The following is an 11785-nucleotide window of genomic DNA, read 5'->3' on the forward strand; positions in this document are numbered from 1 at the left end:
CGGCGCGGTCGCCCCGGCGGCGATGTTCTCGTCGTAATCGACGTCCTTCGTCTCGGGGGAGAGCACCACCGCGATGAGGGTGAGGACGCCCATCGCCGACAGATAGACGCCGACCAGCCACGGGTTGCCGTCGCCGGCCGCCCAGAGCGCCACCGCGACGATCGGCGCGAGGGCCGCCCCGAGGATCGACGAGACGTTGTACGAGATCGCCGAGCCGGTGTAGCGGACGTTCGTCGGGAACAGCTCGGGCAGCACCGCGCCCATCGGGCCGAACGTCGTCCCCATCAGCAGGAAGCCGATGATGAGGAAGGCCTGGACGAGGAGGCGCGTGGAGCCCGCGTCGGTCTGCGGCGTGAGGAAGAACGAGAACGTCAGACCGAACACGATGATCGCGATCGTCACCCCGATCAGCAGACGCTTGCGCCCCAGACGGTCGGCCACCGGTCCCGACAGCATCGTGAAGATGCCGAAGAAGACGACGCCGATGATCTGCATGATGACGAAGTCGGTGTATCCGAAGCCCAGACCGGGGACGTACGCGGCCGCATCGAAAGGCGTTCCCGCCTTCTCCGCGGCCGCGGCGGCGCCGGCCTCCGTGGGCTTGGTGCCGTACGAGAGCGTGAAGCTCGTCATGAGATAGAAGAGCACGTACGTCGCCAGCATGATGAACGTGCCGAGGATCAGCTGCTTCCAGTTGCGGCGGATGGCCTCGCCGAGCGGGAACTTCTTGATGACGCCGGTCTTCTCGGCCTTGGCGAACGACTCGCTCTCGACGAGCTTGAGTCGCACCCAGAGGCCGACGATCACCATGACGGCCGAGAACAGGAACGGCACGCGCCAGCCCCACGCGAGGAACTCCGCCGAACGCTGGGCGGTGCCGTCGGGGTGCGGCAGGGCGAAGTTGATGATAAGGAAGATGCCGTTGGCGATGATGAAGCCGATCGGCGCACCCAGCTGCGGGAACGTGCCGTACCAGGCCCGCTTGCCCTTCGGGGCGTTCTCGGTCGCCACGAGGGCCGCGCCCGACCACTCGCCGCCGAGGGCGAACCCCTGCGCGAGACGCATGATCAGCAGCAGGATCGCCGCCCAGACACCGATCTCGTTGAAGGTCGGCAGGCATCCGATGAGGAAGGTCGCGACACCCATGGTGAGAAGGGATGCCACGAGAGTGGCCTTGCGGCCGAAGCGGTCACCGAAGTGGCCGAAGACGATCGCGCCGAGAGGTCGGGCGACCATGGCGGCGCCGAAGACGCTGAACGAGAGCAGCAGAGAGGTCGTGTCGTTGCCGGTCGGGAAGAAGAGGACGGGGAAGACGAGGACCGCGGCTGTGGCGTACGCGTAGAAGTCGTAGAACTCGATCGTCGTGCCGATGAGGCTCGCGGTGATGACACGGGAGCGCGGATTGGCGGGAGCGGACGACGCGGGGACGGTGGGGGATGAGGAAGTCATGATGGCCTGACGAGAGAGCGATCGGTTGCGTCCGTCGTGGGAGCGCGGGGTGGGGCGGGACGGATGCCGGGGGTGCTGGCATCCGGGATCGCCGAACAGCACCCGGAGGCGATCCCGGATGGGGACCGCCGACCGTTCAGTCTATGCGCGCGCTGGGAGGGCGGACGCGTCAGCGCCAGAGCACCGCGAGCGCGGCATTCAGCAGGGTCAGGATGCCGACAAGCCAGAACACCGCGGGTGCCAGGTCGGCGCCGCGCTTCTGTCGCGCCGAGCCGATGCCGAGGAGCGCGCCGATCGCGAGGAGGACGACGAGTTTGACGCCGATCTTGGTGTAGTTGAGGTCGTGATCCAGGCCCCACGGGGCCGCCAGGGCCAGACCCGAGACGAGCGCGATCACGAGGGCATAGTTCATCAGCGGCGTCACGCGCACCCGCCGTGCCACGGCCTCGACGACCCACGCGCCGAAGAGGATCGCGAACCCCACGAGGTGGACGAGGACGACGGCGTGACGCAGGATCTCCATACCGGTCAGGGTAGGGATCCCGCGGCTCCGACGCCAGGAAGGCGGGCCTCACCGCGACGTGCGAAGCCGAGCGGCCCCGAGCGCGTGAACTCGGGGCTCGGCTCGGGCGAAAACAGCCGTGAGCCGGAAGGGGCCCGCGCCCCCTGGTGCGACCCTGGACGGCGTGTGCCCTCCCGAGCGCGCGAAGTCGGAGGAAAAGGTGCCCCAGATCGTTTTCGTCTCCGACGACGCCATCCACCCCCTCACGAGCGGCGGTCGGCTCGAGCTGTGGGGTGAGCTCCGCGCATTCGAGCTCGCCGGCGTCACGGTGCACCTCGTGGTCTTTCATCGTGAGCAGATCAGCGACGACGATCGTCGCCGGACGATGGCTCTGGCGGACTCCGTCCAGTTCGTCGCACGGCGCGGGTTCGTCCGCGCGACGTGCCGGCACCCGGCCTCGCCGTACCAGGTGTCGTCCCGGGCGATGCCGCCCACGGTGGTCGATGAGATCGTGGGGGCCTGTGCCGGCTCGGTGGACGCCATCGTCGCCAGCCACGAGTGGACACTCCCCGCTGCTCGCCGCATCTCGTCGGCACTGGGCCGTCCGCCGATCGTGCTGCGCAGCCACAACGACGAGGTCGCGTACTACCGATCGCTCGCGGCACACGCGACCGGTTCCAAGCGGATCTATCTCCGTATCGAGAGCGCGCGAATCCGCAGGGCGCTGCGGCACCAGCAGATGTGGAGGGGCGTCGCGGCGACCGCGGTGATCTCGCCGGCCGACGAGCACGCGTACGCGGGCACGGGCATCCCCGTGTCAGTGGTCCCCCCGACCTTCGACATCGCGCCACGCGCGCGTGCGCGCCCGAAGCCGGGGCGAACGATCGGATTCATCGGCGCGCTCGACTCGTCGCACACGGAGGAGGGGCTTCGGTGGTTCGTGCGGGAGGTCTTCTCCGTGCTCCACGAAGCGGACCCCACGACGCGGCTCGTCGTCGCGGGCCGGCGCGCGAGCCCGGCGCTGACATCACTCCTCCGCTCCGCTGCGGGCGTCGAATTCCTCGGTGAGGTTGGTGAAGCCGCCGAGGTCTACGACCGCGCCCGGGTCTTCGTGAACCCGATCTTCTCCGGGAGCGGCGTCAACATGAAGATCGGTCCGGCCATGGCCCACGGCCTTCCCATCGTCACGACGACCATCGGGGCGCGCGGGTTGTCTTTTCTCCTGCCCGCCCTCCTCGTCGCGGACGACGCGTCGTCGATGCGGGCGGACCTGTCTTCCCTGTTGGGCGATGACGACCGTTGTCAGAAGCTGAGCGCGAGGGGGGTCGCAGCCCTGCGCGCGCACCATCCCGAGACGACTGGGCGTATGCTCCGCGACCTGGTGACGACGCTGCGGGTGGGCGCGTGACCTCGGCGACGGACGCATCCCGGTACCGCCTGCGCATCGCGTCGGGTGCAGCAGGCGCTCTGCCATCGCCCGTTCCGTCGGATGAAGACCGCCGCCGTCGTCGTCAACTCGCCGTGGTCCTCCTTCTCGGCGGGTGGTGGTGCGCCGCCGGTCCGCTCGTCAGCTTGATCATCGCGGGACGCCTGCCGGCCGACCGGCTGTCGACGGGACGTATCGCCGATACGGAACTCGGGGTGCTGGTGCAATCCTGGGGGGCGCCGCTCTGCGTCGCCGGCTGTCTGAGCATCGTCGTGTGGAATCTCGTGAGAGACCCGGCGCGGGCCCGCCCCCTTTGGCCGCTCGCGTCGATGATGCTGCTCTTCGCCGCCATCGCCGTGGCGAACCTGGCCGCATCGGGTGGCGAGCTCCGCTCCGGCTCACGGATCGCCCTCCTCCTCGCTCTCACGATCTGGTCCATTCAGCCCCGCTTGGAAGATCTTCGAGTCCTCGGGTCCGTCGGTCTGGTGATCGTCGCGATCTCGGTTCTGCTGCTGCCGTCCGGGAAGACCTGGATGCCGGCAGCCGATGTCGTGCTCCAAGAGAAGGCGCTCATCGGCACGCAACTGATGGCCGGCCCGTTCGGCCAGAGCAACGTTCTCGGGCTGGCGCTCGGCGTCACCCTGCCGTTCGTTTTCCTGTTCCGCCGCATGTGGGTGCGCCTGGGGGCTTTCGGGCTGCTGACGTTCTTCCTCGTCCTGACGGGAAGCCGGAGCACGCTGATCGGCGTGGCGGGCGCCGCGGTGATCGGGGTCATCGTCGTGTGCGTGCGGGATCGATTCCTGTCCGGCCTCGTGGCCGCCCTCGGCGCGGTCGGTCTCGTCATCGTGTCGTTCTGGGTTCCGCTCGGCACGTCCGACCCGCAGGCATTCACTCAGCGCGGGTCGATCTGGATGATCTCCCGCGCGACCTGGGGGGCGACGACGGAATCGTTCCTGTTCGGACAGGGGCTGGAGTACTACGGAGTCGGAGGCCACTTCGCCGTCTTCGATCACGGCTCTCCGACCTACCACGGTCACAACGAGTTCGTCAGCATCATGACGACCTCGGGGCTGCTTTCCCTGGTCGCGTTCCTGGGCGTCGTCGCGACGGCGTTGTACGGCCTGCTCCGCACGACGGGCCGTGGGCGTCGCACCGGACTCTTCGCGACCGTGACGCTCCTGGGGTGCGGGATCGCTGAGACGCCTCTGCGCATCGACGCGATCGACTCCCTGGGGTGGCTGACCTGGTTCAGCCTCTTCTCGATCGTCGTCGCCGTCTCGAGCACTCACGACGTCGTAGACACCCTCAGCCGTTCGAGGTCGACCTCGCTGTAAGTGCGGCGAACCTGCTCGTCGTTTCCGTCCAGAACGTTCGTCGCCATGAGCGCCGTGCGCTGAGAGCCCGGCACCGCGGGGTGGTGAACGGGAGTGTCGAACACCTGTCGCGGAGAGAATCCACTGCGGACGGTTGCACGATGAAGCCAGAGGTCGTCGCCGCGCGGACACTCGTCGAGGAAGCGCGTCCCGTATCGGCAGGCCTCCTCGAGGACGGCGAACGGGTAGAGGACGCCGCCGACTCCGTTGAGCACCAGTCGGATGTCCGGCCTCGATGTCGTGCTCAATCCCCACGTTCGGTACGGGGCCACGGAGCCGTCGTCGAGGAAGCGCATCACCTCACCGCGATAGCCGATCGTGCTCCGGGGATACTCCCGATGCCGGTCGAGGAGCGTTTCCAGCCACCGGTGCGGATAAAGGACGTCGTCGTCGGCCGTCACCAGGGGCACCTCCGCATCGCGCCACCGCGTCGCGTACGGGTAGTACTTCTTGTGCGCACCGAAGTCGTCGCATCCGTGCACTTCCAGTCCCCTGCGCTGCAGGTCACGGAGCACGCGGGGGATGCCTGCGTCGAGGTCGTCGTGGGCGAGCCACAGGATGAGCCGTCGGGGACGCACGGAGCCTTCGCCGATGGACTCTATCGCCGCGAACACGGTGGCGATCCGATGCCCATAGGAGGTGAGGCTCACCACCGCGGGAGCATCGCCCACCACGGGCCGACGGCGGATCGCCGCTGTGGCGCGCCAACCCGCAATGCGGAGGCGTTTGGCGATGGCCGTGGTGATCTTTCGCGCGTGCACGGGTGGGAACGTAACAGCCGGCGGGAGCCGCCCGGGATACCGCTGTTTCACTGGAGGCATCGTGAAGTGACCGCCCGACCGCGTCCGACGATTCCCCGCTTTTCCGCTCCCGGAGGTCCGAGTGACTGCTTCGCGCGCGACGGCCGCCACGAGTTGGACGGCGGTGTCCGTCTTCTCGACCTCTGCCGCCCAGCTCGCCATGATGCTGGTCCTCGCCCGCATCCTCGATCTCGAGCAGATGGGATTGGTCTCGACCGTTCTGATCTGCTCGTCGTTCCTCGAGATCTTCGTCGGGCTGGGCCTCACGGCCGCGCTCATCCAGCGTCGAAGAGTTACGTCCCGTGAACTCTCGAGCGTCCACTGGGCCAACCTCGCGCTGGCCCTGATCGCGTTCGGCGCCGTCTGGGCCGGATCCGGACCGATCGCGGCACTGTTCGGCGCGCCGGCTGCGGCTCCTCTGGTCGTCGTGACGGCCTTCGCTTTCGTCTTCACCGCGGCGGGTCAGGCGCACCGTGCGGTGCTCGAGAAGCGACTCGACTTCCGACCGCTCGGCATCGCGGACGTGGCTTTCGCTCTCGTGTCGCTCGTCAGCGCCGTGCTTCTCGCGCTCGCCGGGTGGGCGGCGATGAGCGCGGCCGTGGGACTCGTCCTGGGCGCAGCGGCTCGTACGGTCGTCTTCGTCGTCTCGGCGAGACGGGTGGCGCGCATCCGTGCGCACTTCCGCCTCGCCGAGCTCCGCCGGTTCTTGCGCTACGGCGTGTGGCAGTCGGCGGACGGCGTCCTGAACTACATCGGAAACACCCTCGCGACCATCGCGACCGGGCGCTTCGTCAGCACGGCCGCCCTCGGCGGTTTCAACCTGGCTTTCACCCTCGGGGTGAGTCTGGCCGGACGCGTCAGCCCCATCCTCACACGCGTGCTCTTCCCGTACTTCGCGATCATTCAGGACGACAAGACGCGCGTTCGTGACGCCTACCTGAAGATGCTGACGCTGGTCGGCATCCTGAACATCCCCGTGCTGGTCTGCGTCAGCCTGGTGGCGGACGATGCGATGACCGTCGTCTACGGCGAGAAGTGGGCCCCGTTCGGGCCGGTTCTGGCTGTCCTCGCCCTGGCGGGGGCGCTCCGTTCGCTCGGCTATCCGGTCGGCTCCCTCCTCGCGGGCACCGACAATCTCCGTCTCGGGGTCTTCCTCAACGTCGGCCGAACCATCGTCAACGTGCCGTTGATCCTGGGGATGACGCTCGCGTGGGGCGTCGACGGTGCGGCGTGGTCGATGGTCGTCATGGCCGTGGTCAGCTACGTGCTCGGCTACGTGTGTCTCCACCACGTCGTGCCCACCTCGCCAGGCGCCTATCTCCGTGCCAGCGTGACACCGATCGTCCTCTCGTTTCCGCCGGTCGCGGCTGTCCTCGCTGTCGGGTGGCTCACAGAGGTCGCCTCTCCGCTCGTGCGACTCGGTGCGCAGGTGGTCGCCGGTGCATGCGCCTTCGGGCTGGCCGTGCTCCTCAGTCGTGATTCGACGGTGAGCGCGATCGTTCAGTCCGTTCGCGCCAAGGTCGTGCGCGCCCCGGACCTCGACGTCGCCGTCCTGCTCCCCGCTGACGAGCGTTTCGATGGGACCGGCGGGGCGATCGCGTCGTGGGTCCGGAACGCCTATGGTGCGTTTCCCGCCGACACCGCGGTGGGAGTCTTCTGCCCGCGCGGTGACTCCGCGTTCGACGACGGCGCCGTGCGTGTCCGCCTGCCTCTTTTCGACTCTCTCGACGCTCTCATCCGCGTCGCGGCACGCCCCGTGGCGCGTTTGCTCCGCCGCAATCCGGACGGTGTCGTCCGTGTTCTGACGCTGTCCGGCCGTCTCTGGGTGTGGTGGCTCACCCCCGTGCTCCGGCGTTCGACGGTCGTGCACGTGCACAACGAGCCGGCATACGCGGCGGTGCTGCGACGCTCGGGCTACGGAGGCCGAATCGTCCTGCACATGCACAACGATCCCGTCGGTGCGATCCGTCGCACATGCGGCACGTCGTGGCCGCGCGCGACCCTCGACGAAGTGCGATCGGCCGTCGACGCCTGGGTGTTCTGCAGCGAGTACTTGGCGACGCTCGCGCGCCGGGAGTTCAGCATCACCGATGCGGTCGTCGTACCGAACGGCGCCACGGTCTCGCGTGCACAGCCGCTCTGGCACGAGGTGGGCGAGCCGCTCAGGATCGCCTACGCGGGTCGTCTGATCCCTGAGAAGGGGGCGCTGCAGGCTGTCGAAGCGGTGGCTGAACTCGCCCTGCGCCGCAGTGTCGTCTTGGATGTATTCGGGGCGAAGGCGACTGGTGCGGCCGTCGGAGAGTCCCCGTATACGCGGACTCTGCGTTCGCTTGCCGAAAAGGTGCGCGAACGCCACCCCGGTGCCACGGTCAACATCCGTGGATTCGTGCCGCCCGACCTCATGACGGCCGAACTGGCCGAGGCGGACGTGTTCCTCTACCCGTGCCAGTGGGAAGAGCCCTTCGGCATGGTTCTCCTGGATGCCATGACCGTCGGTACACCTGTCGTCTCGGTCGCGCGCGGGGGAATCCCCGAGGTCGTCGGACCGGAGGCGGGCGGTGTGGTGCTTTCACCCCACGCGAGCGCTGTCGAGCTCGCGGATGCCGTCGATCGGATTGCCACCGACCCTCGTTACACCGATCGGCGCCGCGCCGCGCGCCGCGTGGCCGAGGAGCGCTTCGGATGGGATGCCATCGCACGGCGTCTGATCGACGTGCTCGCCATCGGCTGACGACGACGTTCAGCCCAGCGCGGCGAGAAATGCGCGCGTGTCGCGTCGTCGCGTGGACGGAAGGATCCTTCTGATCACGTCCGAGACGTGAGCGGGCGCGGGCTCGGCATCCGGCTGCGTGTCCATCGAGAGGGCGACGCTCGCCCAATCGGTGTCTCCCGCGAGCATCCCCTGTTCGCAGTGCGTGACCTGGATCGGCAGGCGCAGCTCGATGGAGCGCCGACGTCCGCGCGCGAGAAGGAGACAGAGGAGCCGGAACGTCGCGTGCCGGAGGGGGCGCAGTCCCCACGGGCGTGGCCATTTCGGGGTCGGGTGGAACGGAGCGAGGACGTAGGTCAGCCCGGGCTTCGAGACATGGGATCCCAGAGCCCTCCAGGAGAGTTCATCCCAGGCACCGCCGCCGCACGACATCCACAGATGGCGCGTGGCGTCCTCCCGGAATGCCCGGCCGGTCACGGCGAAACTCGAGGTACCCCCCGGGACGTGGGCCCATCCGGGGCGCAACGGGCTGATGGTGCCGTGCTCCGAGGCGAGGGCGTACAGCAATCGGTAGTCGGCGGTGCCATCGACCAGCAGTCGGAGAGCCTCCGGTCGATGGAGGTGGTCGTCTTCGACGAAGTAGACGAGGTCGTCGTCATCGGGCCGAATTCTCGATCGGACGGCGCGGATGACGGGGCGCCACGACTTCGCGGCGGTGCCTCCGCGCACGATGAGGAACCCGTCCGCGCGACGCAGGAGTCGGGGGACGGAACCGGGGAAGGCGAGTCCAGACGAGACGTCGACGGCGACGGTCACTCGGACGTCGATGCCCGTCGCTCGCGCGTGGTCGGCCGCTGCGAACACCGACGCAATACACCGGCCCTTGCTGTACCACGCGGGACGGTTCTTGCGATTCTCACTCGGAGTGGTTCGGAGGATGACATGGAGTACGGGGGCACGGGAGGGGGCGGGCACGGCTCCAGTGTCGCCGTCGGGCACCCCACTTCCCGTGGCCCCGGTCCATCGTCAGGGCGGGTGAGGGAGCGTGCCCCGGCGGTGGGGCTGGAAGGACGGTCCCTGATCCTGTCGAAGAGTCCGCCCCCCACGCGAAATCAGCCGCGCAGCTCCCGCAGGACCAGCGCGGTACGGATCGCCGCGTCCGCGGCCTCTTCGCCCTTGTCTTCCTTCGACCCCTCCAGGCCGGCGCGGTCGAGGCCTTGTTGCTCGTCGTCGAGGGTCAGCACGCCGAAGCCCACGGGCTTGCCCGCGTCGAGCGCGATGCGGGTGAGGCCGTCGGTCGCAGCCGATGAGACGAACTCGAAGTGCGGCGTCCCGCCCCGGATGATCACGCCGAGGGCGACGACGGCATCCGCCCCGCCGTCGAACGCGGCCTTCGCGGCGACCGGCAGCTCGAAGGACCCCGGAACGCGCACGACGCGGTACGTGGCACCCGTGGCATCCAGGACCCTCTTCGCCCCGGCGATCAGGCCGTCGGTGATGACCTCGTGCCAGGTGCCGGCGATGACGACGACGTTCAGGCCCGACGCGTCGACGCCGCCGGTCTCGGGTGCTCCACTACCAGCCATCAGGCGTCCTCTTCCTTCATGTGCGCGAGGGCGTCGCGCAGGTCGTCCTCGGCGATGATGTGACCCATCCGGTCGCGCTTCGTCTCGAGGTACTGGTGGTTGTTGGGGCCGACGCCGACGAGGAGCGGAACCTGCTCGACGACGTCGAGTCCGAAACCGCGCAGCTGGTTCACCTTGTCGGTGTTGTTCGTCAACAGGCGCACCTGTTCGACACCGAGGTCGGCCAGGATGCCGGCCGCGGCGGCGTAGTCGCGCGCGTCGGCGGGAAGGCCCAGGGCGAGGTTGGCGTCCACCGTGTCGAGGCCGCGCTCCTGCAGGTTGTAGGCCCGCAGCTTGTTGATGAGGCCGATGCCGCGTCCTTCGTGGCCGCGCATGTAGATGACGATGCCGCCGTCCTTGTCGATACGGTCGAGCGCTGCGTCGAGCTGGGGGCCGCACTCGCACTTCAGCGAGCCGAACGCCTCACCGGTCAGGCACTCGGAGTGCACGCGGACGAGTGGGGCCTCCGTGCCCAGCTCACCCGAGACGACCGCGATGTGGTCGGTCCCGGTGACGCGGTCCTTGTACGCGAGGAAGCGGAAGACGCCGTGCGTGGTGGGCACGTTCGACTCGGCGCGCAGGCTCACCCGCCGGCGGGGCGCGGGCGCGGAATCGAGCGGCTCGGTCTCGTTGAGGTAGCCGATGAGCTGCTCGATCGTGATGACCGGGATGCCGTCGCGCTCGCCGAGTTCGAAGAGTCCGGGCAGGCGCATCATGCTGCCGTCTTCGGCGACGACCTCGGCGATCGCGGCGACCGGTTCGAGGCCCGCGAGCTTCATGAGGTCGACCGCCGCCTCGGTGTGGCCGGCCCGCTCGCGGACGCCGCCGTCGACGGCGCGCAGCGGGAGGATGTGCCCGGGGCGGATGACGCTGGTCGGCACCGACTCGGGGTCGGCGAGGACGTTGAGCGTGCGGGCGCGGTCGGCGGCGCTGATGCCGGTCGTCACACCCGACGCGGCGTCGACGCTCACGGTGTACGCGGTGCCGCGCGCGTCCTCGTTGACCGCGACCATGGGCGGCAGGTCGAGGCGGTCCGCCCACTCGGCGGGCATGGGCGCGCAGACGTACCCGCTGGACCAGCGGACGGTCCAGGCCAGGACTTCGGGGGTCGCGAGCGCGGCCGACAGGATGACGTCGCCCTCGTTCTCGCGGTTCTCGTCGTCGGCGACCAGGATCGGCCGGCCGGCGCGCAGGGCCTCCAGGGCCTCGGGGATGGTGGACAGGCTCATGCGGAGCCCCTCTCGGTCGATGCGGCGTCAGCCGCGGGGTTCTCAGATGCACGGAAGGCGAGCATGCGCTGCACGTGGCGCGCGAGGATGTCGGTCTCGAGGTTGACCGGGGTGCCGGCCACCGCCTCGCCGAGGGTTGTCGCGGCGAGCGTCTCGGGGATGAGCGACACCTCGAGCCACTGCTCCGCCTCGTGGGCATCGCTCACGGCGCTCACGGTCAGCGAGACGCCGTCGATCGCGATCGATCCCTTGTCGACGACGAGGGGAGCCAGGTGCTTCGGGATGCCGATGCGCACGACGCTCCACTGCGCGCCCGGACGCACCTCGCGCACCACGCCGGTGCCGTCGATGTGGCCCTGCACGATGTGACCGCCGAGGCGCCCGTGCGCCGCCGTCGCGCGCTCCAGGTTCACGGGGCGACCCGGTGCGACGTCGGCGAGCGTCGACATGTCGAGCGTCTGCTTCATCACGTCGGCGGTGAACCAGTCCTCGCCCTGGTCGACGACGGTGAGGCACACGCCGCTGACCGAGATCGAGTCGCCGTGGCCGGCATCCGAGACCGAGAGGGGAGCGCGCACGGTCACGCGCACGCCGTCGCCCGACGGTTCGACCGCGGTGATGGCGCCCATCTCTTCGACGATTCCGGTGAACATCAGTGATCTCCCTGCGTT

General features: G+C 69.1%; 10 protein-coding genes. 3 read left to right on the forward strand and 7 right to left on the reverse strand.

Features of this window, described 5'->3' with window-relative positions:
• Both P2P98_RS07620 and P2P98_RS07625 read right to left on the reverse strand, forming a co-directional pair.
• Window positions 1–1449: MFS transporter (locus P2P98_RS07620; protein WP_275798685.1), on the reverse strand; the 1449-nt coding region annotated here is incomplete at its 3' end.
• Between the two features lie 169 nt (window positions 1450–1618).
• On the reverse strand, window positions 1619–1972 hold the full coding sequence (locus tag P2P98_RS07625; RefSeq protein WP_275798687.1) for a Fe-S protein: 354 nt from the start codon (window positions 1970–1972) through the stop codon (window positions 1619–1621).
• 199 nt (window positions 1973–2171) lie between these two features.
• Between P2P98_RS07625 and P2P98_RS07630 the strand changes: the two genes are divergently transcribed.
• Window positions 2172–3359, forward strand: a complete 1188-nt coding sequence (locus P2P98_RS07630) for a glycosyltransferase (RefSeq protein WP_275798688.1) — start codon at window positions 2172–2174, stop codon at window positions 3357–3359.
• Window positions 3356–4711, forward strand: a complete 1356-nt coding sequence (locus P2P98_RS07635) for an O-antigen ligase family protein (RefSeq protein WP_275798690.1) — start codon at window positions 3356–3358, stop codon at window positions 4709–4711. Before P2P98_RS07630 ends, P2P98_RS07635 begins: the two co-directional genes overlap by 4 nt.
• On the opposite strand, the gene P2P98_RS07640 is transcribed toward P2P98_RS07635, so the two are convergent.
• Window positions 4663–5511 carry a hypothetical protein gene (locus P2P98_RS07640; protein ID WP_275798693.1) on the reverse strand — a complete coding sequence of 283 codons (849 nt, stop codon included), beginning with the start codon at window positions 5509–5511 and terminating at the stop codon, window positions 4663–4665. The two genes, P2P98_RS07635 and P2P98_RS07640, sit on opposite strands and share 49 nt — an antisense overlap.
• A gap of 121 nt (window positions 5512–5632) precedes the next feature.
• On the opposite strand from P2P98_RS07640, the gene P2P98_RS07645 reads away from it, so the two are divergent.
• Window positions 5633–8281, forward strand: a complete 2649-nt coding sequence (locus tag P2P98_RS07645; RefSeq protein ID WP_275798695.1) for an MOP flippase family protein — start codon at window positions 5633–5635, stop codon at window positions 8279–8281.
• Between the two features lie 9 nt (window positions 8282–8290).
• On the opposite strand, the gene P2P98_RS07650 is transcribed toward P2P98_RS07645, so the two are convergent.
• From P2P98_RS07650 to P2P98_RS07665, 4 genes are all read right to left on the reverse strand, one after another.
• Window positions 8291–9235, reverse strand: a complete 945-nt coding sequence (locus P2P98_RS07650) for a hypothetical protein (RefSeq protein WP_275798697.1) — start codon at window positions 9233–9235, stop codon at window positions 8291–8293.
• A 137-nt stretch (window positions 9236–9372) separates the two neighbouring features.
• Window positions 9373–9846: a 6,7-dimethyl-8-ribityllumazine synthase gene (gene ribH / locus P2P98_RS07655; RefSeq protein ID WP_275798699.1), complete on the reverse strand. Its 474-nt coding sequence runs from the start codon at window positions 9844–9846 to the stop codon at window positions 9373–9375.
• The gene (gene ribA / locus P2P98_RS07660; RefSeq protein ID WP_275798701.1) at window positions 9846–11114 is read right to left on the reverse strand and encodes a GTP cyclohydrolase II; all 1269 of its coding nucleotides are present in this window, start codon (window positions 11112–11114) and stop codon (window positions 9846–9848) included. The genes ribH and ribA overlap by 1 nt, the downstream gene beginning before the upstream one ends.
• Window positions 11111–11767 carry a riboflavin synthase gene (locus P2P98_RS07665; protein WP_275798703.1) on the reverse strand — a complete coding sequence of 219 codons (657 nt, stop codon included), beginning with the start codon at window positions 11765–11767 and terminating at the stop codon, window positions 11111–11113. Before P2P98_RS07665 ends, ribA begins: the two co-directional genes overlap by 4 nt.
• Window positions 11768–11785 lie beyond the last annotated feature (18 nt).

Origin of the sequence: Microbacterium sp. Kw_RZR3 (genome assembly GCF_029222405.1) — a bacterium.
In the GTDB taxonomy this organism is placed as follows: domain Bacteria; phylum Actinomycetota; class Actinomycetes; order Actinomycetales; family Microbacteriaceae; genus Microbacterium.

Bases quoted from the DNA above. Each gene is read 5' to 3' on its own strand.
- ribA (WP_275798701.1), bottom strand. From the start codon at position 11,114: ATGAGCCTGTCCACCATCCCCGAGGCCCTGGAGGCCCTGCGCGCCGGC.
- ribH (WP_275798699.1), bottom strand. From the start codon at position 9,846: ATGGCTGGTAGTGGAGCACCCGAGACCGGCGGCGTCGACGCGTCGGGC.
- P2P98_RS07625 (WP_275798687.1), bottom strand. From the start codon at position 1,972: ATGGAGATCCTGCGTCACGCCGTCGTCCTCGTCCACCTCGTGGGGTTC.
- P2P98_RS07665 (WP_275798703.1), bottom strand. From the start codon at position 11,767: ATGTTCACCGGAATCGTCGAAGAGATGGGCGCCATCACCGCGGTCGAA.